Source organism: Pseudomonas sp. SWRI179, assembly GCF_014268705.1.
Classification (GTDB): domain Bacteria; phylum Pseudomonadota; class Gammaproteobacteria; order Pseudomonadales; family Pseudomonadaceae; genus Aquipseudomonas; species Aquipseudomonas zanjanensis.
On sequence record NZ_JABWRA010000022.1, the window covers coordinates 37,049 to 61,669 of the forward strand.

Below are 24,621 nucleotides of genomic sequence, written 5' to 3' on the forward strand. Positions count from 1 at the left end.
ATTCGCGAGCAAGCCCGCTCCCACATTGGGTTATGCAGTGGGTTTAGATCCGCATCCCGCCATCCATCTCCAGGATCCGACCGGTGTAGTAATCGTTCTCGAAGATATACGCCGCCGAATGGGCAATTTCCTCGGGTTTCCCCATGCGCTTGAGCGGGATCGCGGAGGTCATTCTTTCCAAGGCCTCGGGCTTCATGCCCAGGGTCATCTCGGTTTCGATGAAACCCGGTGCGATGCCGGCGACACGGATGCCGTAGCGCGCCAGCTCCTTGGCCCAGGTCACGGTCGCTGCGGCCACACCGGCCTTGGCAGCCGAGTAGTTGGTCTGGCCGACATTGCCGGCGCGGGAGATCGACGAGATATTGATGATGGCGCCGCTGTTCTTCAGCTCGACCATTTTCGCCGCCACTTCACGGGTGCACAGGAACACACCGGTGAGGTTGACATCGATCACCGCCTGCCACTGGGCCAGGCTCATCTTGGTCATTTCGCCATCCTTGACCTTGAGCAGCAGGCCGTCGCGCAGGATCCCGGCGTTGTTGATCAAGCCGTGGATCGCGCCGAAGTCCTCGGCCACCCGGGCGACCATGTCGATCACCTGATCTTCATTGGCGACGTTGCACAGGTAGGCACGGGCCTCGACGCCCTTGGCCGCGCAGGCGGCCACCGCCTGGTCGAGTTTTTCCTGGTTGAGGTCCACCAGGGCCAGCTTCGCGCCTTTACCCGCGAAATACTCGGCCATGGAGCGACCCAAGCCCTGGCAACCGCCGGTGATAATGATTACTTTGTCAGTGAGTTGCATTCTCATGTCCAGATGGCGCAGCGGTGGAGGGGACCCTTTGGGCGGCCTCTCGATTCGCGACGGTGTAGCCCGACTGCATACGAGAATCGTCCCCTAGGTGTACCGGAACATTACTCCAGTCGCCTGACCGTTTTCTAGACGGTTTTTATAAAAGGAGTCATAAATTGAGCGTTGAAGCTGCCAAGCATGCCCGGGAACTGCTGCTCAAGGAATACCGTGGAATGCTCTCCACGCATTCCAAATCGATGCCCGGTTTTCCGTTCGGTTCCGTCGTGCCCTATTGCCTGGACGCAGAAGGCCGGCCGCTGATCCTGATCAGCCGCATTGCCCAGCACACGCACAATCTGCAAAAAGACCCCAAGTGTTCGATGCTGGTGGGCGAGCGCGGTGCCGAGGATGTGCAGGCCGTCGGGCGCCTGACTTACCTGGCCGAGGCCCGGAAACTCGAAGACAGCGCCGCCATCGAGGCTGCCGCCGAGCGTTATTACCGCTATTTCCCTGACTCGCAGAACTACCACAAGGCCCATGATTTTGATTTCTGGGTGCTTGACCCGGTGCGCCATCGCTACATCGGCGGCTTCGGCGCCATTCACTGGATCGACTCGCTCACCCTGGCCAATCCCTTCGCCGGCAAGGCCGAAGCCAGCATGATCGAGCACATGAACGCCGATCACGCCAAGGCCATTGCCCATTACGTGACGCTCGCCGGCCTGCCGAAAAGCGAACCGGCGCAACTGGTGGGCATCGACAGCGAAGGCATGCACCTGCGTATCGGGCAGGGCTTGCACTGGCTGGCGTTTCCAACGCCTTGCAACACGCCGACACAAGTACGCGAAGCCTTGGTTTACCTGGCTCACGCCGAGCAATGGCCAAAAAATGCCGAGGCCGACGCTTGAATTCACGAAAGGTCGACGTCATTTAGGTTTTCATAGCAAGGCATTCTTGCGTAGAGGAACCCTTTGATGCGCCCTTTTTTGTTGCTCTTTCTGCTATTCCCGGTGTTGGAGCTGTTCGTATTCGTCAAGGTCAGCGGTGCGATCGGGTTTTTCCCGGCGCTGCTGCTGGTCATTCTCGGCTCGATGCTCGGCGTGTTCGTGCTGCGCATTGCCGGTCTCGCCACGGCGCTGCGTGCCCGTGAAAGCCTGAGCCGTGGCGAGCTGCCCGCCCAGACCATGCTCGAAGGCCTGATGCTGGCCTTGGGTGGCGGCCTGTTGATCCTGCCAGGCTTCATCAGCGACGTGCTGGGCCTGGTCATGCTTTTGCCGTTCACCCGTCGGTTGCTGGCCAATAAAATGCGCCAGCGCGCCGAGGAGCAGGCGATGCGCCAACGGGCCTTCGCCGATGACCTCCAGCCCCGCGGCGGGCCGGCTCCGCGCGAGCCCGTGGGTCGTGAGCCCAACGTGATCGAAGGTGAATTCGAACACCGGGATTCCAAGTAAAACTTTCTCCACGGCGCCTTCGGGCGCCGTGTTCGTTTTGGCTGCGTGAAGTAAAAAATTTTCTGCTTGCGCCCTTGTAATCCACTTGTACGCCCTTATGTAACGGTCACCGCAAGGTTTCCGGTGGCGACACCGGACAGACTTCCGCGGTTCGACTGACGAACCGCAACCGGCTCTGCCGGCTTTGTTAAACCCGCCGGGACTACACCGGCCGATGAAAACCAAAAATTAGGAGAGATCGACAATGAAGCTTCGTCCTCTGCATGACCGCGTCGTCATCCGTCGCAGCGAAGAAGAGAAGAAAACCGCTGGCGGTATCGTCCTGCCAGGTTCGGCTGCTGAAAAAGCCAACCACGGTGAAGTTCTCGCTGTAGGTCCAGGCAAGGCACTGGAAAACGGTGAAGTACGTGCGCTGGCCGTGAAAGTGGGTGACAAGGTTGTGTTCGGCCCTTACTCCGGCAGCAACACAGTGAAAGTCGACGGCGAAGACCTGCTGGTAATGAGCGAGAACGAAATCCTCGCTGTTCTCGAAGGCTGATTCCCCCGCCCATTTTCCCGTTACTACAAAGTATTTAAGGAATATCGATCATGGCTGCTAAAGAAGTTAAATTCGGCGATTCCGCCCGCAAGAAAATGCTCGCCGGTGTCAACGTCCTGGCTGACGCAGTAAAAGCGACCCTGGGCCCGAAAGGCCGTAACGTGATCATCGAGAAGAGCTTCGGCGCTCCGACCATCACCAAGGACGGCGTTTCCGTAGCCAAGGAAATCGAACTGAAAGACCGTTTCGAAAACATGGGCGCGCAACTGGTCAAAGACGTTGCCTCCCGTGCCAACGACGACGCCGGTGACGGCACCACCACCGCGACCGTACTGGCTCAGTCGATCGTCAACGAAGGCCTGAAAGCCGTCGCTGCCGGCATGAACCCGATGGACCTCAAGCGCGGCATCGACAAGGCGACCATCGCCATTGTCAAAGAGCTCAAAGCCCTGTCCAAGCCATGCGCTGACACCAAGGCGATCGCTCAGGTCGGCACCATCTCCGCCAACTCCGACAACTCCATCGGCGACATCATTGCCGAAGCCATGGAAAAAGTCGGCAAGGAAGGCGTGATCACCGTTGAAGAAGGCTCGGGCCTGGAAAACGAACTGTCGGTCGTAGAAGGAATGCAGTTCGACCGTGGCTACCTGTCCCCGTACTTCGTCAACAAGCCGGACACCATGACCGCCGAGCTCGACGGCCCGCTGATCCTGCTGGTGGACAAGAAGATCTCCAACATCCGCGAAATGCTGCCAGTGCTGGAAGCCGTTGCCAAAGCCGGCCGCCCACTGCTGATCGTGGCTGAAGACGTCGAAGGCGAAGCCCTGGCGACCCTGGTCGTGAACAACATGCGCGGTATCGTTAAAGTCGCAGCCGTCAAGGCGCCAGGCTTCGGCGATCGTCGCAAGGCCATGCTGCAGGACATCGCCGTACTGACCGGCGGTACCGTTATCTCCGAAGAGATCGGCCTGAGCCTGGAAAGCACCACCCTGGAGCACCTGGGTAACGCCAAGCGCGTGATCCTGTCCAAGGAAAACACCACCGTGATCGACGGTGCCGGCGTCGAGGCTGACATCCAGGCTCGCGTGACCCAGATCCGCGCCCAAGTGGCCGAGACTTCGTCCGACTACGACCGTGAAAAACTGCAAGAGCGTCTGGCCAAGCTGTCCGGCGGCGTTGCGGTGATCAAGGTTGGCGCCGGTTCCGAAGTTGAAATGAAAGAGAAGAAAGCCCGCGTTGAAGACGCCCTGCACGCGACCCGCGCAGCCGTCGAAGAAGGCGTGGTACCTGGCGGTGGCGTGGCACTGGTTCGCGCTCTGCAGGCTATCTCCGAGCTCAAAGGCGACAACGATGACCAGAACGTGGGCATCCAGTTGCTGCGTCGCGCTGTAGAAGCGCCGCTGCGCCAGATCGTTGCCAACTCCGGCGACGAGCCAAGCGTTGTGGTCGACAAGGTCAAGCAGGGTTCGGGTAACTACGGTTACAACGCTGCGACCGGCGAATACGGCGACATGATCGAAATGGGTATCCTGGACCCAGCCAAAGTGACTCGTTCGGCTCTGCAAGCGGCTTCGTCGATTGCCAGCCTGATGATCACCACCGAGGCGATGATCGCTGAAATCAAGGAAGACGCTCCAGCTGGCGGCGGTATGCCAGACATGGGCGGCATGGGTGGCATGGGCGGCATGATGTAAGCCAGCCTTACCCCTGTAGCGAAAAACCCCGCCTGCGAAAGCCGGCGGGGTTTTTTATTGTCCTTGGATTCAATCCCGCATTGGACTGGGCCCTGCTGTCTCTGTGGGAGCAAAGCTTGCTCGCGATGGCGGTGGGTCAGCTTGCCAGGATGCTGAAACTGCCATTGCGATCGCGAGCAAGCTTTGCTCCCACAGGGTTTGTCCGGGGCGTATTCAGGCGTTGGCGGGTTGGCTCAGCGCTACGCGATCAGCCATGGCAGCCGGTCGGTACAGGATGTAGTAGTAACACCCCAGGCAAATCAGCCAACAGAACACCGCTGTCCACACGTTGTGGGAAAAAAAATGCGCCCCTTGCATCATCCGCCCCAGGGAGAACACCGTGCCCAGGGTGAAGGTGAGCACCAAGGCCTGGCGGGCCAGGCGCGGGCGGCGATCGCGCAGGACGAAGAACAGCGCGAACAACGTGAACCCGGTGGCGGCGTGACCGCCGGGCCAGCATCGACCGGGTTTGTCCGTGGCCGGGCGTGGGCTGAGCAGCTCACTGTAGGTCTCCTTGCCGCCGAACTCTTTCAGGCTCCAGGGGCATTGCACCGCCGTCACCGCTTTCATCGGCGTGACGAAGGACGTCGCCAGTGCCAGGGACAGCACCAGGCAGCCCAGTTCCCGCTTGAAGGGTTTGAGCCGGGTGATGAAAAACGTACCGATGAACCCCAGGACCGCCAGCAGGGAAAACGCGATCACTACCTCCTTGGCTCGATCGTGCAGGATATCCTCGAGGAAAAAGCTGTGCCGACCGATAAACCCACCCGCTGTCGGATCGTAAAACAACTTGGCGAGGTCCATGTCCAGGGTGGTCAGTTCCAGCAACACCAGAATGGCTGCGACGACGGCAGGCAGGCCCAGGGCGACCCATAAATTCAGCGGCCTGGATGCGGGGCGGATGGCGGAGGGAACCATGGCAGTACCTTTGGGAGTTTTCGTTTTCAGCGTGTCGCGCAGTCTGGTCCGTGTTGCGTTCGGGCGGTGTGAAGGTTGGGTGAAAAACTCGTCAATGACTGTCGGCGCGGCCCCTGTGGGAGCGGGCTTGCTCCGGGCGGCGATCCGACGAATGCGTAGGCATCCAACATTGAAGGAGGCTGACCCACCGCATTCGCGAGCAAGCCCGCTCCCACAGGGGGGGCATGCGCTGCTATGGCGGACACAAACCTAGCCGTGAGCCACGCTTGGCCGTAAGCTGCGCGGGCCAAGCCAGCCGTTAACCGTGCACGCAGAGGTGCCCATGCGAATTCTATTGGTCGAAGACAACCGCGACATCCTGGCCAACCTGGCCGATTACCTGGGGCTCAAGGGCTATACCGTCGATTGTGCCCAGGACGGTTTGTCGGGGTTGCACCTGGCGGCGACCGAACACTACGACCTGATCGTGCTCGACATCATGCTGCCGGGCATCGATGGCTACACCTTGTGCAAGCGCCTGCGCGAGGACGCCCGGCGGGATACGCCGGTGATCATGCTCACTGCCCGGGATCAGTTGGACGATCGCCTGCAGGGCTTCAAGTCCGGCGCCGATGACTACCTGATCAAACCGTTCGCCTTGTCGGAACTGGCGGCGCGGATCGAAGCCGTCATGCGTCGCGCCCAGGGTGGTGGCCGGCGGGCCTTGCAGGTCGGCGACCTGAGCTACGACCTCGATACCCTTGAAGTGACGCGCGAAGGCAAGCTACTCAAGCTCAACCCCGTGGGCCTGAAACTCCTGGCAGTGCTGATGCAAAAAAGCCCCCACGTATTGCGCCGCGAAATCCTCGAAGAAGCGTTGTGGGGCGACGATTGCCCAGACAGCGACAGCTTGCGCAGCCACGTTCATCAACTGCGCCAAGTGATCGACAAACCGTTCGAAAAACCGCTGCTGCATACCGTGCACGGCGTCGGCTATCGCCTGGCCGAGGGCCGCGATGGAGTTTAAGCAGAGCCTTGCCCAACGGATCATCATCGCGTTTGCGCTGATGAGCGCATTGGTGGCCGGCGCGTTCGCCATGGGCATCGTGGCGACGGTTCATTTGGTCGAAGAAAAGCTGATTTCCGCCGGGCTGGGTGGCGACCTGCAACGCCTGTTGCTGATGGACAGCGTCTCGGACTGGAACCATCGGCCGGAACCCGACCAACTGTTCTATTTCAGCGGCGGTCCGGGGGACTTCGAATTACCCAGGGACCTGCGCCATCTGGAGCGTGGTTTCCACGAAGTGTTTCGCGAGCAATTGTCCTATCACGCCATGGTCGAGATCGTGGATGGTCGGCACTACGTGTTGCTGCAAGACCAGAGCGATTTCGAGGAGCGCGAGCGGGTGCTGTTTGCCGTGGTCCTGGTGGGTTTCGTGCTCAGCCTGGCGCTGGCGGTATTTTTGGGTTGGGTCCTGGCACGCCGGGTGATGGCGCCTGTGGTTCGCCTGGCCCGGCAAGTGCGCCATCGCGACCAACTCCTCGGTCTCGCTCCGCCGCTGGCCCCGGACTATGCCGCCGATGAGGTGGGTGAGTTGGCCGTGGCGTTCGATGCCACACTGGGGCGCTTGCGCCAGGCCCTGACCCGCGAGCGCTTGTTTACCAGCGACGTCAGCCACGAATTGCGTACGCCGCTGATGGTTTTGGCGACCTCCTGTGAACTGCTGCTGGAAAACCCGGCGCTGGATCCGCGCGGTCGTACCCAGGTCGAGCGCATCAGCCGGGCCAGCGAAGAGATGCGCGAACTGGTGCAAACTTTCCTGATGCTCGCCAGGTCCGAACGCGAAGACAACGGCATGTCGCCTCGTCTGACCCTGGGGCAGGTGGCCGAGAACCTCCTCGGCGTATGGCGCGCGCCCATCGAATCCAAGGGCCTGACGCTGATCTTCGAACCCGGGCAAACCGTCGACACCCTGTATAACGCCACGTTCCTGACGGCGGTGATGGGCAACCTGCTGCGCAATGCCCTGCACTACACCGACCAGGGGTTCATCCGTCTTTCGCTGACCAGCACCGGATTCATGGTTGAGGACAGCGGTGTGGGCATTCCCGAGGAAAAACGCGAGGCGATGTTCGAGCCCTTCGTGCGTGGTAACGAAAAGCGCGGCGAGGGCCTGGGGCTGGGGTTATCCCTGGTGCAGCGCATTTGCGAGAACCGAGGCTGGACAGTCAGCCTCAGCACGATGGAACCCAACGGTTGCCATTTCGAAGTGGAATTGAATCCAAAGGGCTGAGCGACTGTGTTGAAAAGTCTTGTAAACATTGGAAGGTTTACCTGACTTTATTTTCACAAGGACATGACATCCCGATTCATAAGGTGGGGCCGATCAGTCATCGAGGCCCCGCCAATGTCCAAGCCCATCAAGTTGGCTTTTTCCGAAAAGTACAACGAGCAGCACGCCAGGGAATATTTTCATAAACATCGCACTGGTTTGAGTCGTCGTCTTTCCAATCAGCGAGACCAGCAATTGGCCCGGCGCGCATTGGCACTCGTCGGTGACCCCGGCCTGGTCCTGGACTTGCCGTGCGGTGCCGGGCGTTTCTGGCCCCTATTGGCCGAAAAACCGAACCGGGTGATCATCGGCGCGGACAATTCCGAGGCCATGATCAATACCGCATTGGAAGCTCAACCGAGCGACGTCGTAAAACGGGTACGGCCTTTGCACACTTCTGCGTTCGACATTGCCTTGCCTGATAACGCCGTCGATAGCATTTTTTGCATGCGCCTGCTGCACCACATCGGTGAACCCGCGCATCGAGTGGCAATCCTGAAGGAATTCGAGCGTGTCAGCCGTGACAGCGTGATCGTTTCATTGTGGGTCGATGGCAATTTCAAGGCCTGGAAACGCAAGCGCCTGGAACGCACCCGTGGGCAGAAAGACTACCAGAATCGATTTGTGTTACCGACGGATACAGCAGAGAAGGAGTTTCGGCAGGCTGGGTTTCGCATTCAAGAACGGCTGGATTTCCTACCGCTTTATGCCATGTGGCGAGTCTATGTATTACGCAAGGGGTAACAGCATGGTTGTGCAGGCCGTAGAGACACCTGGCATTTCCCGCAGCAGCTTCGAACACTTCTGGAACCAGCAAGGCGAGTGGGTGGAAGAGCCCAATGTGCGGCGTGGTGGTGAAAGCGGCGTGCAGCGGATCAGCAGCAACAATGGTGAGTTGTTGTATGCCAAGCGTCAAACCGGACATATTTATCGCAGTTGGTTGTACCCGCTCGGTCGTCCGACCGTGCTGCGAGAGCAGGACGCGTTGCTGGCCTTGAGCCGCCTGGATGTCCGTGTGCCCGAGCTGATTTTTTGCGGCGCCCAGCGCGACCCGGCCTGCAAGTGGCGGGCGCTGCTGGTGACCCATGCCTTGGAAGGTTTCGAGCAGATCAAGCACTGGTACGCCGGAGGCGGACGTGAGCGCCATGGCGAAGCGGTGCATGACCAGATCCTCCAGGGCCTGGCTGAGAACCTGGCCCGCATGCACAAGGGCCGCTGGCAACATGGCTGCCTCTACATCAAGCATGTCTTTGTACGTGTGACAGGCGAGGGCGAAGCGGCCAAGGCTGAAGTCGCCCTGCTGGATCTGGAAAAATCTCGCCAGCGCCTGACTGCCCGGCAGGCGGCCTTCCATGACCTGAGGCAACTGCGGCGCCATTCGTCGTTCAGCGAGGCTGACTGGAAAAAAGTCGTCTATTTTTATGAGGCGGCGTTTGGCAGCGCTATCAAAGGTTTATGGCAATGAAACTCGAAATTGCTAGAGGTTTGTTTTTAGTAGGCGCCTTGGGAGTTGCATCGATGGCGGTGGCGGTATGGGAACAGCCACGCTCGCAGGTCCTCAGCGTTTCGAATGCTGGTACCCATTGTCCTTTGCCACGGGTGGCAAAGGCCAGCGAGGCGATCCAACCGGACAATGACCTGCTGCTGTTCATGTTCAGCCTGTCCCAAGGGATGAGGCCGCAAAGTTGAAAGTCCCGAAACCAAGATAAAGGCCTCCCTTGTGTGAGGCCTTTATTTTTTGGTTTTTCCAATGCCACCACAAACCTTCAGCCAAACACACAACCCGTGGCGAGGGAGCTTGCTCCCGCTGGACCGCGAAGCGGTCCCCATCGGTTCAGGGTCTGGCAGCGGTCATTCAATGACGACTGCTTCGCAGCCGAGCGGGAGCAAGCTCCCTCGCCACAAAAACATCCCGTATCCGCGTGAGTTTGCTTGAACAGTCCTCAGGCCTTGTCCGGCTTGGCCAGCAGCGTGTAGATGCAAGGCAAGACGAACAGCGTGAACAGGGTCCCAATCGACATGCCGGTGGCGATCACCATGCCGATGTCGAAGCGGCTTACTGCCCCGGCGCCTGTGGCGAAAATGAGCGGTACCATGCCGAACACCATCGCCGCAGTCGTCATTAACACCGGCCGCAGGCGGATCGACGCGGCTTGTTCTATTGCTTCTCGCGGCGTCAGATGTTGTTCCCTGCGCAGTTGGTTGGCGAACTCGACGATCAGGATCCCGTGCTTGCTGATCAGCCCGATCAGCGTCACCAGGCCCACCTGGGTGTAGATGTTCATGCTCGACCAACCGAGGAACAGCGGAATCAGGGCACCGCAAATGGACAACGGTACAGTCACCAGGATCACCAGTGGGTCGCGGAAGCTTTCGAACTGCGCGGCCAGCACCAGGAAAATAATCGCCAGGGCCAGGGCAAAGGTTACCCACAACGCGCTGCCTTCCTGTACGAATTGGCGCGAAGCCCCTGCGTAATCGAAGGCGAACCCCACCGGTGCTTCTTCCCGGGCGATCTGGCGGATGGTCTCGATGGCCTCGCCCATGCTCACGATGGGGAAGCCTGAAATCGTTACCGCATTGAGCTGCTGGAACTGGTTCAGCTGTCGCGGTCGCGCCCGGTCGCTGACTTTGATCAGGGTCGACAGCGGTAGCGATTCACCCTGGGCATTTTTCACGTAATAGCTGTTCAACCAGTCCGGGTTGTCCCGGAACGGCCGTTCGACTTGGGCAATGACTTTGTAGCTGCGGCCCTCGAGGGTGAAGCGGTTGATCTCGGATTCGCCCAGCAGTGTCGCCAAGGTGCCGCCCAAGTCCTCCATGGATACGCCCATCTGGGCGGCCTTGGCGCGATCGATATCCACCACGACTTCTGGCTTGTCGAACGCCAGGTCAATGTCCATGAAAGCGAACTTGCCGGATTCCAATGCACGCTTTTTGACCCGGTCGGCAACCTCCAGCAACGTTGCATAGTCTTTCGGGGAGTTGATGACGAACGCGAACGGCAAGCCTTCGCCAGTGCCCGGCAGCGAGGGCAGGTTGAAACCGAAGATCTGCAGGCCAGGCACGCTTTCCAGCCTGGCCTGGACCTCTGGCAGGATTTCCATCTGGGTGCGGCTGCGTTCGTTCCAAGGCTTGAGCAGGAAGCCGCCGATGCCCGACTGCACACCGTCATAACCATTGATCTGGAACGAGGAGTAGTACTCCGGGAACTCCTTGAAAATGGTGATGAAGTGATCGGTATACGTGTTCAGGTAGTCGAGGTTGGTGGGCTGCGGGGCGTTGGCCATCATGAAGATGATGCCCTGGTCCTCGTCGGGGGCCAGTTCGGACTTGCTGAACATGACCAGCACCGGGATCAGCAGCAGCACGATCGCCGCGAACACCAGCACCACCGGCCGGGTGTTGAGCGTGCCATGGAGCATGCGCTGGTAACGGCTCTTCAAGCGTTCGAAGATCATGTCCAGCCGATGGGCCAGGCCCGAGGGATTCTCGTCGTGGCGCAGGAGCAGGGCGCACATCATCGGCGACAGGGTCAGGGCGACGATCCCGGAGATCACCACCGCCCCGGCCAGGGTCAAGGCGAACTCCTTGAACAAGGCCCCCGTCAGGCCCTCGAGCAGGCCGATCGGTGCATACACCGCCGCCAGGGTGATGGTCATCGAGATCACCGGCATGGCGATTTCCCGGGCACCTTCGATCGAGGCGTCGAACGGCGTCTTGCCCTCCTCGATGTGCCGGTGAATGTTTTCCACCACCACAATGGCATCGTCCACCACCAGGCCGATGGCGAGCACCATGGCCAGCAGCGTCAGGAGGTTCATCGAATAGCCCATCAACTGCATGAAGAACATCACGCCGATCATCGACAAGGGGATGGTCACCACCGGGATGACCACCGAGCGCAAGGCGCCGAGGAACAGGAACACCACGACGATGACGATCAGCACTGCCTCGAACAGGGTTTTCACCACCTCGTCGATGGACGCCTGGATGAACAGGGTGGCGTCGTAGGCGATCTCGGCCTTGAGGTTGGTCGGGAGCTGGGCCTCCATCTCCGGCATGATCTTGCGCACTTCCTTGATCACATCCAGCGGGTTCGCACCCGGCGTGGCCTTGATCCCGATGTACACCGAGGGCGTACCGCCAAAGGAACTGATGCTGTCGTAGTTCTCTGCGCCCATTTCCACACGGGCGACGTCCCGCAACAATACACGGCTGTCGCCCTCGGTCTTGAGCGGGATCGCGGCGAAGTCCTCGGCGGACTTGAGCTCGGTGTTGGCGTTGATGCTGGTGACGACGTATTCGCCTTTCACTTCACCGGCGGCGGAGAGGAAGTTGTGCTGGCGCACGGCATTGGTCACGTCGGCGGCGGTCAGGCCGAAGCCTGCGAGCTTGATCGGGTCCAGCCACAGGCGCATGGCGAAGACCTGGTTGCCGAGGATCTCCGCCTCGGCCATGCCGGGCAGTGTCGCCAGCTTGGGCTGGATCACCCGGGACAGGTAGTCGGTGATCTGCGGGTTGTTCAGTTCCTTGCTGAAGAAGCTGATGTACATCAGTGCCGAGGCATCGGCGGCCTCGCGGCTGAGGACCGGGTCCTCGGCGTCCTGGGGCAGTTGGTTCTTGACCTCGTTGGCCTTGGCCAGCAGTTCGGTAAAGAGCCGGTCGCTGTTGGAGCCGATGCGGGCATAGACCGAGATCACCGAGAAATTCTGGCGACTGACCGAGGTCATGTAGTCGATGCCCTCGGCACTGGCCAGGCTCTGTTGCATCGGTTGGGTGATGTAGCCCTGGATGGTCTCGGCGTTGGCCCCGGGGTAGGCGGTGGTTACCGTGATCAGGGCGTTTTCCATTTGTGGATACTGACGCAGGGGCAGCTTGCTCCAGGCCTGGAAGCCCAGCAGCACGATCAACAGGCTGACCACGGTGGCAAGCACCGGGCGGCGGATGAACGGATCGGTAAAAGCCATGGGGGTTCCTTGATCAGTCCGCGCGCGGCGGGCTGTTCTGTTCGGTCAGGGTCTTGTCGTCGCTGATGGCGATCGGCGTACCGTTATCGAGCTTGAGTTGGCCGGCGATCACGACTTGTTCGCCGCTCTGCACGCCTTTGGACACCAGTACCTGCCCGTCGCGTCGCTCACCGGTTGCAACGAAACGCCGTTCGGCGATCAGGACCGGCTGGCCCTTGTCGTCTTTCTCGACAGTGCCGTCGGCGGCTTTCTTTTGCGTCACCACGTACATGGAATTGCCGTAGAGGGTGTAGGTCACGGCGCTTTCCGGGACGACGATCCCGGCGGCGACGTCCGGCAGGATCACCTGCAGGTTGGTGAACATGCCGGGCAGCAGTTTGCCGTCGGGGTTGGCCAGGGTGGCGCGCACCAGGACGTTGCGGGTGCTGTCCTCGACCTTGGGGTTGATCGCGCTGATGGTGCCGACGAAGGTCTGCCCGGGGTAGGCCGAGACGCTGACATTGACCGGCTGTGCCACGGCGAGCCGGGGCACGCTTTGCTCAGGGACGTAGAAGTCCACGTACAGGCTGCTGAGGTCCTGCAGGGTGGCGATCACCGTGCCACTGGCCAGGTAGTCGCCGACGTCCACCTGGCGAATGCCGATGGTGCCGCTGAACGGCGCCAGGATGTGTTTCTTGGCCAGCGAAGCCTTGAGCTGGTTGACCGTGGCCTGGTTTTTCTTCAGTTGCGCCGAGAGCCGGTCGAATTCGCCCTTGGAGATCGCCTGGCTGCCCACCAGTTGTCGGCCACGTCCAAAATCCAGTTGCGACAGGCCAAGATCGGCCTCGGCGGTTTCCAGCAGGGCGTTTTCGACTTCGCTGTCCAGTTGCAGGAGCGGCTGGCCGGCCTTGATCTTCTGTCCAGACTGGAATTGCACCTTCTGCACGGTCCCGGCGATTTCCAGGCTCAGGTCCACGCCTTGCAGCGCCTTGAGACTGCCAACGGTGGGTAGGCGGGCCTGCCAGGGTTGCTGGGCCGCTGTGGCCACGGCGACGCTGACCGGTGGTTTGGGGGCAGAAAACGTCTGGATCTGCTGGTAAACGGAGAAGGCCTTGTAGCCGGCGAGCAACAGCACCACCAGCAGCACAACACCCAACATGATCAGCATGCGGCGTCGCAGCATGTTCCACTTCCTTGGAAAGAGCCGAGAGAAAATACGGATAGGCGGGCACATTACTCTGAGTGTGCGGGCTATTCCAGATGCTGGCGGGACGGTAGTGCGTGGGGCTTTTCCGAAAAACAGGGGCGCCCGGCGCCGATCGGCTTCGCTCCCCGGCGTCAGACCAGATGCAAATGGTTGTCCCAGAGCCCTGCCGGCAGATCCAGTGGTTTTGCAACCAGTTGTGTCTGCCGACAATCGTAATAGCGACAACGGCCTTGGCCCGACGTCACGACAAAACCGTCGGCCACCGCGCCCACGCCAGCGCAGTCCGGCAGGGGCGCGTCCAGGCGGACTTCGCCGCTGTCCAGGTCCCAGATGAAAAAGCGGTTGCCGCGGGGGGCGGTCAGGGCCACCAGGCGCAAGTCGCTGTGTACGGCAACGCTGGCGGTGTAGTGCCCCATGGCCTGCAATTGCTCTGCGGGCACCGGGAATGCCTGGAACGGCTGTCCTGGCCGTTTGATCGCCACCAGTTCCGACGGTTCGTGGGCTGCGCCCAAGAACTGCTGGCCGGAGACGATGGTGCCGTCGCTGGCGATGCCCAGGTGGCGCACGCTGTTCATCGATTGGGCGAGGGTTTCCTTGCTCAGCAGGGTGCCATCGCGTTGCATCAGCACCAGGCTCGGCTCCATGGCGTCGAGGTTCATTTCGACCCGGCTTTCGGCCTCGGTGCGAATGCCGCCGTTGGCGACCACCAGCGTCTCGCCATCGGGCATCCACGACACCTGGTGAGGACCGATGCCATGGGTAGAGATTTCGCCGCTGTGCACCAGCCGCTCGCCTTCGAAACGGTACACGCCCAACAGGCCGCGTCCCGGATCGGTGGTGTCGTTCTCGGTGGCATACAGCCATTCGCCGCTTTTATGGATGACCGCGTGGCCGTAGAAGTGCCGGTTCGGCAACGAGGCGATGGTTTGCAGCAGCGTCCCGTCGCGCAGGTCGATCAGGTAGCTTTCGGTGCCCGGGCGACGGGCGACGAACAGCGCAATCGGCTGCGTCGGATGGTTGATGATGTCATGGCAGCGCTGGCCGACCTGGGTGGCAAACACCCGCGTGCCGTCCAGTCGATAGCCGACGGCATAGTGCTTGCCGTCGCCATCGTCCCGTGCCGAAAGCAAGAGTGGCTGTTTGTCCTTTTGCTTGAACAGCGTCCAGCCGCCCAGGGTGACGGCGCCGAGTAGCAAGCTGCCCAGTGCCAGGACCTGACGTCGAAACATGATCAGTCACCGTCGTTGGCATTGAAGCCCAGTTGAATGCCCAGCGCCTTGGCCAGTTCGCCTTCATGCAGGCGATGGACAACGTTGAGGCTGTCGTACAAATCGTTGAGTTGCTGGCGCCCGGCATCGTCGCCGAGCATTTCGGTCAGCGAGCGCTGGCTGCTGGCGAACAGTTTCAACGAGGCATCGTAGGCGGCGTCGATCTTGTCCGCCAATGGCTTCTGGTCGCTCGGCAGCAGGCCGCGCAGGCCCTTGTTGTCCACGCCGACCCAGACGGTCCTGGCCGCGCTAAGGCTGGCTTCCAACCCTTGCAACGACGACTGGCTGCGCCAGGCATCGGCCTGGAATGGCTGAGGTACGCCTTTGCTCTGGCGGCCCATCGGCGTGCCGAGTTTTTTCTTCAAAGTATCCAGGGCAGTGACCTGCACACGGAGCAGGTCGGCGATGGCCTCGTGGGAATCGGCGTAGCGCTGGTTGGGAAACTTGCTCATCTGGGCGAGCATGCCGTCGTTGCTGTTCCAGCCCGACAGGATCTCTTCGGCCAGCTGTTTCTGGCGTTCGCCGATGGCGATGAGCAGCGGGCAGTACTTGGCTTTCTGTGCGCTGTCGGCCATGTCGATTTTCGCGTCGAACAGCAGGTATTCGTAGGCCGACAGCCCTTGCACGACCACGCTGGACTTGGCCAGGCCGGCGGCGTCGATCTGTGGCTGGCTGTTGACCAATTGCTCGACCTGACGACCCACCAGGTTTTTCTTGTCCGGCCAGAATTGCACCTGCCAGGCGCGGTTGCCCTCGGCCAGCGGCCCGATCAGCAGCGGTTGCAACTCGGCCCAGGCTTTTTGCGCCTTGAGGAAGTCGGCGCGGGCGGTCTCCAGGTTTTCTTTACCTTGGCAGAACGCCAGGGCGCTGGTCGCCAGTTGCCGGTCGGCCTCGACCCAGCGGCTGTAGGTCGGCAGGATCACTTGCTTGGCGATGGCGGCCGAAGTGACGGCTTGCGGATCCTGGGGCGAGCAGGCGCCGAGGGCGAGGGCGGCGAGGCTGGTGAACAACAATTTGGGACGGAACATGTCAGGCTCCCATTTCTGGAAAAGGCATTTAAAGGGAATTCAGGAAGGCCAGCAACGCAGCGCGCTGCTCGGCATTGAACGCTAAAACCTGGCGTTGCGCCGCTTGTGCTTCGCCGCCATGCCACAGCACGGCTTCGAGCAGGTTGCGGGCACGACCGTCGTGCAGGAACTGGGTGTGGCCGTTGACGGTTTCGGTCAGGCCGATGCCCCACAGCGGCGGGGTTCGCCAGTCGCGGCCACTGGCCTTGAATTCGCTGCGGTTGTCGGCCAGGCCTTCGCCCATGTCGTGCAGCAGCAAGTCGGTGTAGGGGCGGATGACCTGGTTCGCCAGTTCCGGCTCGGCGGCGTTGGCGGCGGTGGTGTATTTCGGTGTGTGGCAGGACTGGCAACCGGCCTGGAAAAATAGATTCTTGCCTGCCAGCACTTGGGACGAATTCACGTCGCGACGGGCCGGCACCGCGAGGTTGCGGCTGTAGAACAGCACCAGGCGCAGGATGTTGTCGCTGACTTCCGGTTCGCCGTCCGGGCCATTGCCGCTGGGCGCACGCTTGCAGTCGACTTGGGTCTCGGTGCAGTCGTCGAGCGGCCGCAGGCTGGTCGTCAGGCCCATGTCGCCGGAAAACGCATGGACGTTCTGTTGGTTGAGGTTGGGCTGTCCGGCTTTCCAGCCGAAACGTCCCAGCACGGTTTTCTGCTGCACATCGTCCCAGGCCTGATTGGGCCGACCGGCGATGCCGTCGTTCTCCCGCGCCTGGGCTTCGGCGTTCGCCAGCAGCGCCTCGTCGGGGATGGCTTCCAGCAGGCCCAGGCCGATCATCGGCGGTGCCACGCGGGCCGAAAAACGCGTGTCGGGGTGCATCGGGCCATACCCCAACTGGGTGATCTGCAGGATTGGCTTGCGTAACTCGACGACGGTGCCGTCCTTGAAGCGCACCGGGACCGGGGTGTAATCGACCCGTACCTTGCCTTCGGGGGCGACGCCGGGCACCGACATGTCCTGCAACTGCCCACCATAGACCGGCTCGGGCACTACGCCCAGTTGCTCGATGACCTTGGCGTAGGCCGGTGCGTCGGGAATCGACAGGCGCACCAGCATCGACACCGCGCTGGTCGCATCCGGCGCCGGCGGATGGCCGCGACCGTCCTTGACGTGACAGTTCTGGCAGGCGTTGGTATTGAACAAGGGCCCGAGGCCGTCCCGGGCGGTGGTGGTCGAGGGGGCGATCACCCAGGGGCTGCGGAAGAAACTGTTGCCGACACTGAAATCCACGCGCCGCGAGGGTGGCAGGTTGGCCGAGGGCAGGGAAAAGGCGTTCTGGTCACTCTTGCGGACTGTCGCGGTGCCACCGGAACGGGCTTCACCCGGTTCGGCCTGGGTAAAACGCGGGGCATCATCGCAGGCACTCAGGCCCAGGGCCATGAACAGTGCACATAAACGAAGAGGCAACGACGGCATCGGGCGTCCCGGGGGATGAGTGAAAACGAGGGCGCAAAGTCTAACAGGGCGGGGCAGTTTGAATAAGAGGAATTATCGTTTGGTTCTATTCATTGTGGCGAGGGGATTTATCCCCGTTGGGTCGCGAAGCGGCCCCCTGCTTTCTGTCTGATGCCTGTTGGCAATTTGGGGCTGCTGCGCAGCCCAGCGGGGATAAATCCCCTCGCCACAGGTTAGTGTTGGATGCATTTTCGGTGTTACGGCTGGACGACAGCTCCCGGCACCAACGGCAGCTCCAGTGTCGCAATGAAACCACCCTCGGGATGATTGCCCAGCACCAGCGCACCGCCATGGCGTTCGGCGGCACGGCGTGCGATGGCCAGGCCCAGGCCATGGCCGGCGGCGGTCTGGCCGGGGGCGCGGTAGAACGGCTCGGCCAATTGCCCGAGGTGTTCGGCCTCAACCCCGGGCCCGTGGTCACGTACGCTGACCAGGATCCGTTCGCCTTGGCGCCGCGCGTGCATCTCGATCGATTGCCCGGCCGGATTGAAGCGCTGGGCGTTGCGCAGCAGGTTGTCCACTGCTCGCTCGATCATGGTCGGCCAACCCTTGAGGGTCAGGTCCGCCTCGGTTTCAAGCTGTACGGTTTGCTCCGGTGAAGCCAGTTGCGCATCTTTTTGCAGGGTGACCAGCAGCGCGTTGAGGTCGACTTCTTCGGCGCTGGCGTTGTCGGCATCGACCCGGGCCAGGACCAGGATTTCGCTGATCAGCGCCTCCAGGCGATCGCATTCACGGGTCAGGCGCGGCCAGAGCTTTTCACGCTCCTCGGGGCTGGCCCGTTCCGCCAATGCCAGGGCAATGCGCAGCCGGGCCAGGGGCGAGCGCAGTTCGTGGGACACGTCCCGTAGCAGTTGTCGCTGGCTGGCGATCAGGCTTTGCAAACGCGCGCCCATGCGGTTGAAGTCGGTGGCCAGTACGCCGAACTCGTCCCGCCGGTTGGCCAGTTTAGCGAGGCTGTTCTGCTGGTAGGTGGCTTGGCCCAGGTCATGCACCGCACCGCGCAGTCGACTCAGCGGACGAGTGATGGAGAGCGTCACCAACAGGCTGAACAAGGTCAGCACCACCAACGCGATCCCCAGGGCACTGAGGGGCCAGAGCAGGCTGCCGCGGTGCCAGGCGTCCAGTTCGGGATGGGGGATGCGGTAGATGAATAGGTAGGTGTCGCCGCTTTTGGCGCTGGTGAACTCGTCGGTGAGCCGGCGCCAGGGCAGGCGGCGGTCGTCGTTGTTCTGCCGAGCCTCGAAGGCGGCGGCGCGATGGGGAAAAGTGCCACGCACCACCGGGTCGCCGCTTTCGTTGAACACCTGGACGTCAATGTGATACTGGCGCTTGCGCTGTTTCAGAATTTCCTGGGCGGCGTCCTCGCCTTGGGTTTCGTAGGTCTGCGTCCACTCTTCGGGCAGGGTATTGAGCCCCGGGTGGCGGCTGAGGATCCAGGCGTCCTGGTTCAGCATGTGGCCCATCAGGATCGAAAGTCCTGCAACCAGAGTGATGGCCAGCCAGAAACTGGCCAGGATGCGCCAGAACAATGAACGCACGATAAATCCTCGAAAACAAAGAAAGCCCAACGGCGGTTGACCGTTGGGCTGGGGAGCTTCAGTGCATTATTGCGCTTTTTGCGGCTGTTGCGCTTTCCAGGCCTTGAATTCGGCCCACTCGGCGCGACGCTCGGCCTGTTTCTTCTGGATCGCGTCGAATTCTTTTTGCTGCTCAGGCTTCAACAATCCACGAATCTGGGCGTCGACCTTCTGGTGCCGGGCTTGCATTTCGTCCTGCATGGCTTTCTGGTCGGCTGGGGACAGCTTGGCCAGGTACTTGTCGACCAGTTCCCGTTGTTCGTGGCGCTGTTCGCCCATGATCTGGCGAATCTGCTGGCGTTGCTCGCGGCTCAGGTCCAGTTGGCTGTACGGGCCTTTGTCGTGCATCTGGCCGCCGTGACGCGGGCCGTCCATCGGCCCCATCGGGCCAGGGCCTTCGGGCATGGCCATGGCCACGGTCGGCAGGGCGGCGGCGAACATCAGAGCGATAAGGGTCTTGCGCATGGTGTGTCTCCTTGTCTCATTCCCGGTCAGTTCCGGATGTGTGCAGATTACGGAGATCAAGGTCAGCGGCGGTCAGGGGTGGGTAAAGCTTGGGTAAAGACGGTTGGGTGCGAACCTGACAAATCTGCAGGCCCGAACACAAAGCCCTGTGATGGGGGGGTACTTGCTGTGATGGGGGGTACTTGCTGTGGTGAGGGGGCTTTTGTGGCGAGGGAGCTTGCTCCCGCTCGGTTGCGCAGCAACCGCAGAATCTTGGGGCTACTTCGTAGCCCAGCGGGAGCAAGCTCCCTCGCCACAAAAGTCTCCAGAGGCTGTGATAGCCGCCACAACCTCTGGCTGTAATCGCAGCGACAACATCTAGAGGCTGTAGTAGTAACCCCGGCTACGCAGCGCCACGATGCGCGGGCGGCCGTCGGGGTGGGGGCCGATTTTCTTGCGCAGGTTGCTCACGTGCATGTCGAGGCTGCGGTCGTACAGGGTCAGCTTGCGGCCCAGGGCGATCTGCGCCAGTTCCTGCTTGTCCAGCGGCTCGCCCGGCTGCTTGAGCAGCGCTTCGAGCAGGCGGCTTTCGGACACGGTGAGGGTCTGTTCCTGTTCGTCGATGCTGACCACGCCACGCACCGGGCTGAAGGTCAGGTCACCCAGTTCGATCTGGCTGGACACGGCCGTCGGATGGCTGCGGCGCAGCACGGCGCGCAGGCGGGCGGTCAGTTCCCGTGGGTCGCAGGGCTTGGCCAGATAGTCGTCGGCCCCCAGTTCCAGGCCCAGGATACGGTCCAGCGGTTCACCCCGGGCCGACAGCATCAGCACCGGCAGCTCCGCATGATCGTTGCGCAATTGCTTGAGCAGTTCCAGGCCACTGCCATCGGGCAGCATCACGTCCAGGACCACGGCAGCCGGGGCGGTTTCGGCCAAGGCCTTGCGGGCACTCTGGCCATCGTGACAGGCGCGGACCTGAAACCCTTCCTGGCTCAGCCAGCTTACGAGGAGCTCACACAGCTCCTGGTCATCATCTATCAGTAACAGCTCGCTCATGACTCACTCAATTTAGCCATTGCCGACGTTGTCTACGTCCACCGCTGGCAAAGATACCGCAGAGCAAGGCCAATAGCGCTACCCCGGCACCAATGACGAACCATTGCTGTTGATCGGTCAACAGGCGCGGCAGGGGGCTGGCCTGGGCTTCCTTGAGTTGCAGTTTCAGGCGCTGGTTCTCCTGGCGCAGCCGCCCCACCAGCGCGCTTTCGCGTTCGCCGTTGGTGTTTTGGAGTTGCTGGGTGAGTGCTTCACGCATGCGCTCGCTGTCTTTCAAGCGTTGCTGCAATTCGGCGATCTGGCCGCCAGCGCTCAGGGACAAGGGCGCCGAATGACTGCCCTCGGTGCTTTCCTCGCCATGGGCGGGCGCCCCGATCGCCAACGAGACCAACAACAGGCACAACGGACCTTTGCGCATTGCAACTCCTGAATTCCAATCGAGATTAGACAGGTTGTCGGCAGGCAAATGAGAAAGATGAGCAACTGGCGTAATGAGCCTTGGAGGCTCATTGCGCCAAGAGGATTTACGGCAGGACTTGCTTGAACGGCTTGACCACGACCTCGGCATAGACGCCGGCCGTCACGAACGGATCGGCCTTGGCCCAGGCTTGCGCGGCGGCCAGGGAGTCGAATTCGGCCACGATCAGGCTGCCGGTGAAACCCGCGGCGCCCGGGTCATTGCTGTCCACCGCCGGGTGCGGGCCGGCCAGCACGATGCGACCTTCGGCCTTGAGCTGTTGCAGGCGCTCCAGGTGGGCCGGGCGCACGGCCAGGCGTTTTTCCAGGGAGTCGGCGACGTCGGTGGCAATGATTGCGTAGAGCATGTCAGTCCTCGGTTTTGGGCGTGGTGGGGTCGGCTTCGTGCAGGTGACGGGACAGGTAGATGCCCTGGCCAATCAGGAACAGCAGCGTCATGCCCAGGCTGCCGAAGACCTTGAAGTCGACCCAGTACTCCTGGAACGTGAACGCAACGAACAGGTTGGCGGCGCCGCAGAACAGGAAAAACGCGATCCAGGCGATGTTCAATCGGGTCCAGATCAGGTCCGGCAGGTTGATGGCATGGCCCATGATGCGCTTGATCAGCAGGCGGTCACCGATGAAATGGCTGCCAATGAACGCGAGGGCGAACAGCCAGTTGACCACCGGAGCCTTCCATTTGAGGAAGGTTTCGCTGTGAAACGCCAGGGTCAGGCTGCCGAATACCAGGCAGGCGATCAGGGTCAGCCACTGGCTCTTCTCCAGCTTGCGCTGGGACACGAACAGCGCGCCGTAGACCACCAGGGAACTGATGATCAGGACTGCGGTGGCGCTGTAGATACCGCCTACAGTCAAGGAGTGACCGGCGAAGTCGACGGTGCGGGGATCGAGTTTGTAGACGATGAAGAACAGCAGGAGCGGGATGAAATCGATGAATTGTTTCACAGTGGCAGCCAGAAGCAGGATGTGGCGGCATAATAACAAACATCCTTGGCCGCGATAGGGCCAGCTGATTTGAGGTAACAAACTCTCGTGAATGTTGATTTGCACTGCCATAGCACGGCCTCCGATGGTGCCCTGGCGCCTGCGGTTCTGGTGGCGCGGGCGTTCGAGCACGGCGTGCGAGTCCTGGCCCTGACCGATCACGACACCCTCGAAGGCCTCGACGAGGCCCGTGGCGCCGCCACGGCGCTGGGCATGCAACTGGTCAACGGGGTGGAGTTGTCCTGTACCTGGGGCGGGGCGACCATCCATGTACTGGGCTACGGTTTCGATGTGAATGCGCCGGCGCTGGTCCAGGCCATCGCACAACTGCACGACGGGCGCTGGCTGCGGTCCGAAGAGATCAGCCGCAAGCTGGCCCTCAAGGGCATGCCTGGGGCGCTGGACGGCGCCCGGCAGATCCAGCAGGAACTGGGCGACAGCGGCAACGCACCGGCCCGGCCACACTTTGCCGACTGGATGGTGCGCGAAGGGTTCGTCAAGGACCGCGCCGAAGCGTTCCGCAAATGGTTGGGGGCCGGCAAGCTGGGGGACGTCAAGCAGCATTGGCCGACCCTGGAAGACACCGTCCAGACCCTGCGGGCAGCGGGTGCCTGGGTCAGCCTGGCGCATCCATGGCACTATGATTTCACCCGCAGCAAGCGCCGACGCCTGGTTGCCGACTATATTCAAGCGGGGGGCCATGCCATCGAGGTGGTCAACGGCCATCAGCCTGCCGAACAGGTCGGCAGCCTGGCGATCCTGGCCCGTGAGTTCGGCCTGCTGGTCACCGCCGGCAGTGATTTCCATGGCCCTGGGGGCTGGTCCGAGATCGGCGAATACCGCCCGTTGCCGGAAGATCTGCCACCACTCTGGTGTAGATTCAAACATGATCCCGTTATCGCCGCCGTCTGAACAGGTAGAACACGTGAGTCAATTTTTCCAGATTCATCCGGAAAACCCGCAAGCGCGCCTGATCAAACAGGCCGTGGAAATCATTCGTGGCGGTGGCGTGGTGGTCTATCCCACCGACTCGTCCTACGCCATCGGTTGCCAGATCGGCGACAAGAATGCCGTGGAGCGTGTCAGACGCCTGCGTCAACTGGACGACAAGCACAATTTCGCGCTCATCTGCAGCGACCTGTCGCAGTTGGGCCTGTTCGCCAAGATCGATACCGGCACCTTCCGCCTGCTCAAGGCGCATTTGCCGGGGCCGTACACCTTCATCCTCAATGCCACGCGGGAAGTCCCGCGGCTGTTGCTGCACCCGAAAAAGCGCACCATCGGCCTGCGGGTGCCGAGCCATCCCATCGCCCTGGCGCTGCTGGCGGAACTGGGTGAGCCGCTGATGAGCGTAACGCTGATCATGCCTGGCGAGACCGAGCCGTTGAACGATCCCTATGAGATGCGCCAGATACTCGAGCATCAGGTGGACCTGATCATCGACGGTGGTTTCGGCGGCATGTCGGCGTCCACGGTGATCAACCTGGCCGATGGCGAGCCCCAGGTGGTGCGCGTCGGTTGCGGCGATCCGACGCCGTTCATGGTCGAGGCCTGAATGTCCGTCGTGGAAACCGCCGTGGACAATGTCGACAGCCAGGCCGGCGCGCAGCAGGAGTTGCCGTTCGCCATGGTCTATGGCCAGGCGGTCATGGAAATGCCCCTGGACCTGTACATTCCGCCGGATGCGCTGGAGGTTTTCCTCGAAGCCTTCGAGGGCCCGCTTGACCTGCTGCTGTACCTGATCCGCAAGCAGAACATCAACATCCTCGACATCCCCGTGGCGGAAATCACCCGCCAGTACATGGGCTACGTCGAGTTGATGCAGTCGGTGCGCCTGGAACTCGCCGCCGAATACCTGGTGATGGCGGCCATGCTCGCCGAGATCAAGTCGCGGATGCTGCTGCCGCGCTCGGCAGAGGTAGAAGAGGAAGAAGACGACCCGCGAGCCGAGCTGATCCGCCGCTTGCAGGAATACGAGCGCTTCAAGGCCGCCGCCGAAGGCATCGACGGTTTGAGCCGGGTGGGGCGCGATGTGGTGGTGCCCAAGCTCGATGCGCCCGAAGCGCGGGCGCGCAAGTTGCTGCCGGACGTGAGCCTGGAAGAGTTGCTGATGTCCATGGCCGAGGTCCTGCGCCGGGGCGATATGTTTGAAAGTCATCAGGTCAGCCGCGAAGCGCTGTCCACCCGCGAGCGTATGAGTGATGTGCTGGAGCGACTTAAGGGCGGCGGCTTCGTGCCGTTCGTCGAGCTGTTCACCGCCGAGGAAGGTCGGTTGGGGGTGGTGGTGACGTTTATGGCGGTCCTGGAATTGGTCAAGGAATCCTTGGTCGAGCTGGTGCAGAATGAGCCGTTCGCAGCGATCCACGTGCGGGCACGAGCCGAATAACGAGCAAA

At 61.6% G+C, this 24,621-nt stretch carries 25 protein-coding genes; 12 read left to right on the forward strand and 13 right to left on the reverse strand.

The genetic code is table 11. The features are described 5' to 3' along the window. Positions 1-43 precede the first annotated feature (43 nt). Positions 44-802 (reverse strand): SDR family oxidoreductase, encoded by a 759-nt coding sequence (locus HU767_RS14610; protein WP_186706310.1) that lies wholly within the window; start codon positions 800-802, stop codon positions 44-46. Between the two features lie 164 nt (positions 803-966). Between HU767_RS14610 and HU767_RS14615 the strand changes: the two genes are divergently transcribed. The 4 genes from HU767_RS14615 (at position 967) to groL (ending at position 4,473) form a co-directional block, all read left to right on the forward strand. Continuing rightward, positions 967-1,698: a HugZ family protein gene (locus HU767_RS14615; protein ID WP_186706309.1), complete on the forward strand. Its 732-nt coding sequence runs from the start codon at positions 967-969 to the stop codon at positions 1,696-1,698. Positions 1,699-1,764: 66 nt separating this feature from the next. Further along, complete coding sequence (locus HU767_RS14620; RefSeq protein WP_039591771.1) at positions 1,765-2,241, forward strand: FxsA family protein; 477 nt, start codon at positions 1,765-1,767, stop codon at positions 2,239-2,241. A gap of 244 nt (positions 2,242-2,485) precedes the next feature. Beyond that, positions 2,486-2,779 carry a co-chaperone GroES gene (locus tag HU767_RS14625; protein ID WP_003204913.1) on the forward strand — a complete coding sequence of 98 codons (294 nt, stop codon included), beginning with the start codon at positions 2,486-2,488 and terminating at the stop codon, positions 2,777-2,779. A gap of 50 nt (positions 2,780-2,829) precedes the next feature. Next, complete coding sequence (gene groL / locus HU767_RS14630) at positions 2,830-4,473, forward strand: chaperonin GroEL (RefSeq protein ID WP_053124505.1); 1,644 nt, start codon at positions 2,830-2,832, stop codon at positions 4,471-4,473. Positions 4,474-4,686: 213 nt separating this feature from the next. Here the strand turns inward: groL and HU767_RS14635 are convergent, their stop codons facing one another. Further along, complete coding sequence (locus HU767_RS14635; RefSeq protein WP_186729817.1) at positions 4,687-5,430, reverse strand: phosphatase PAP2 family protein; 744 nt, start codon at positions 5,428-5,430, stop codon at positions 4,687-4,689. 322 nt (positions 5,431-5,752) lie between these two features. Here HU767_RS14635 and colR point away from each other — a divergent pair, with 322 nt between their 5' ends. The 5 genes from colR to HU767_RS14660 all read left to right on the forward strand — a co-directional run bounded on the left by colR (position 5,753) and on the right by HU767_RS14660 (position 9,431). Beyond that, entirely contained in the window at positions 5,753-6,436 is a 684-nt protein-coding gene (gene colR, locus HU767_RS14640; RefSeq protein WP_024779529.1) for a two-component system response regulator ColR, read from the forward strand. Then, positions 6,426-7,703: a HAMP domain-containing sensor histidine kinase gene (locus HU767_RS14645; RefSeq protein ID WP_186706307.1), complete on the forward strand. Its 1,278-nt coding sequence runs from the start codon at positions 6,426-6,428 to the stop codon at positions 7,701-7,703. The genes colR and HU767_RS14645 overlap by 11 nt, the downstream gene beginning before the upstream one ends. Before the next feature lie 114 nt (positions 7,704-7,817). Next, positions 7,818-8,486: a class I SAM-dependent methyltransferase gene (locus HU767_RS14650; protein ID WP_186706306.1), complete on the forward strand. Its 669-nt coding sequence runs from the start codon at positions 7,818-7,820 to the stop codon at positions 8,484-8,486. A 4-nt stretch (positions 8,487-8,490) separates the two neighbouring features. Then, positions 8,491-9,207: a lipopolysaccharide kinase InaA family protein gene (locus HU767_RS14655; RefSeq protein ID WP_186706305.1), complete on the forward strand. Its 717-nt coding sequence runs from the start codon at positions 8,491-8,493 to the stop codon at positions 9,205-9,207. Then, complete coding sequence (locus tag HU767_RS14660; protein WP_186706304.1) at positions 9,204-9,431, forward strand: hypothetical protein; 228 nt, start codon at positions 9,204-9,206, stop codon at positions 9,429-9,431. Before HU767_RS14655 ends, HU767_RS14660 begins: the two co-directional genes overlap by 4 nt. A 254-nt stretch (positions 9,432-9,685) precedes the next feature. On the opposite strand, the gene HU767_RS14665 is transcribed toward HU767_RS14660, so the two are convergent. From HU767_RS14665 to HU767_RS14715, 11 genes are all read right to left on the reverse strand, one after another. Beyond that, a complete protein-coding gene (locus HU767_RS14665) occupies positions 9,686-12,712 on the reverse strand; it encodes a multidrug efflux RND transporter permease subunit (RefSeq protein ID WP_186706303.1) in 3,027 nt (1,008 codons plus the stop codon). A gap of 13 nt (positions 12,713-12,725) precedes the next feature. Next, the gene (locus tag HU767_RS14670; RefSeq protein WP_186706302.1) at positions 12,726-13,874 is read right to left on the reverse strand and encodes an efflux RND transporter periplasmic adaptor subunit; all 1,149 of its coding nucleotides are present in this window, start codon (positions 13,872-13,874) and stop codon (positions 12,726-12,728) included. Positions 13,875-14,029: 155 nt separating this feature from the next. Then, positions 14,030-15,127 carry a DUF1513 domain-containing protein gene (locus HU767_RS14675; protein WP_186729818.1) on the reverse strand — a complete coding sequence of 366 codons (1,098 nt, stop codon included), beginning with the start codon at positions 15,125-15,127 and terminating at the stop codon, positions 14,030-14,032. A gap of 2 nt (positions 15,128-15,129) precedes the next feature. Further along, positions 15,130-16,194 (reverse strand): imelysin family protein, encoded by a 1,065-nt coding sequence (locus HU767_RS14680; RefSeq protein ID WP_186706300.1) that lies wholly within the window; start codon positions 16,192-16,194, stop codon positions 15,130-15,132. Positions 16,195-16,222: 28 nt separating this feature from the next. Next, positions 16,223-17,614, reverse strand: coding sequence for a di-heme oxidoredictase family protein (locus HU767_RS14685; protein ID WP_238349477.1), 1,392 nt, complete (start codon positions 17,612-17,614; stop codon positions 16,223-16,225). 272 nt (positions 17,615-17,886) lie between these two features. After that, complete coding sequence (locus tag HU767_RS14690; protein WP_186729820.1) at positions 17,887-19,227, reverse strand: ATP-binding protein; 1,341 nt, start codon at positions 19,225-19,227, stop codon at positions 17,887-17,889. 66 nt (positions 19,228-19,293) lie between these two features. Then, on the reverse strand, positions 19,294-19,731 hold the full coding sequence (locus tag HU767_RS14695; RefSeq protein ID WP_186729821.1) for a Spy/CpxP family protein refolding chaperone: 438 nt from the start codon (positions 19,729-19,731) through the stop codon (positions 19,294-19,296). Between the two features lie 357 nt (positions 19,732-20,088). Continuing rightward, positions 20,089-20,766: a response regulator transcription factor gene (locus tag HU767_RS14700; RefSeq protein ID WP_186706296.1), complete on the reverse strand. Its 678-nt coding sequence runs from the start codon at positions 20,764-20,766 to the stop codon at positions 20,089-20,091. Between the two features lie 7 nt (positions 20,767-20,773). Further along, positions 20,774-21,184 carry a translation initiation factor 2 gene (locus HU767_RS14705; RefSeq protein ID WP_186706295.1) on the reverse strand — a complete coding sequence of 137 codons (411 nt, stop codon included), beginning with the start codon at positions 21,182-21,184 and terminating at the stop codon, positions 20,774-20,776. Between the two features lie 106 nt (positions 21,185-21,290). Next, positions 21,291-21,590, reverse strand: coding sequence for a YciI family protein (locus HU767_RS14710; RefSeq protein WP_186706294.1), 300 nt, complete (start codon positions 21,588-21,590; stop codon positions 21,291-21,293). Between the two features lies 1 nt (position 21,591). Further along, positions 21,592-22,188, reverse strand: a complete 597-nt coding sequence (locus HU767_RS14715; RefSeq protein ID WP_186706293.1) for a septation protein A — start codon at positions 22,186-22,188, stop codon at positions 21,592-21,594. An 87-nt stretch (positions 22,189-22,275) separates the two neighbouring features. On the opposite strand from HU767_RS14715, the gene HU767_RS14720 reads away from it, so the two are divergent. From HU767_RS14720 to HU767_RS14730, 3 genes are all read left to right on the forward strand, one after another. After that, positions 22,276-23,139, forward strand: coding sequence for a PHP domain-containing protein (locus HU767_RS14720; protein ID WP_186706292.1), 864 nt, complete (start codon positions 22,276-22,278; stop codon positions 23,137-23,139). 13 nt (positions 23,140-23,152) lie between these two features. After that, positions 23,153-23,782, forward strand: coding sequence for an L-threonylcarbamoyladenylate synthase (locus HU767_RS14725; protein WP_186706291.1), 630 nt, complete (start codon positions 23,153-23,155; stop codon positions 23,780-23,782). A gap of 132 nt (positions 23,783-23,914) precedes the next feature. After that, the gene (locus HU767_RS14730) at positions 23,915-24,613 is read left to right on the forward strand and encodes a ScpA family protein (protein WP_186706403.1); all 699 of its coding nucleotides are present in this window, start codon (positions 23,915-23,917) and stop codon (positions 24,611-24,613) included. Positions 24,614-24,621 lie beyond the last annotated feature (8 nt).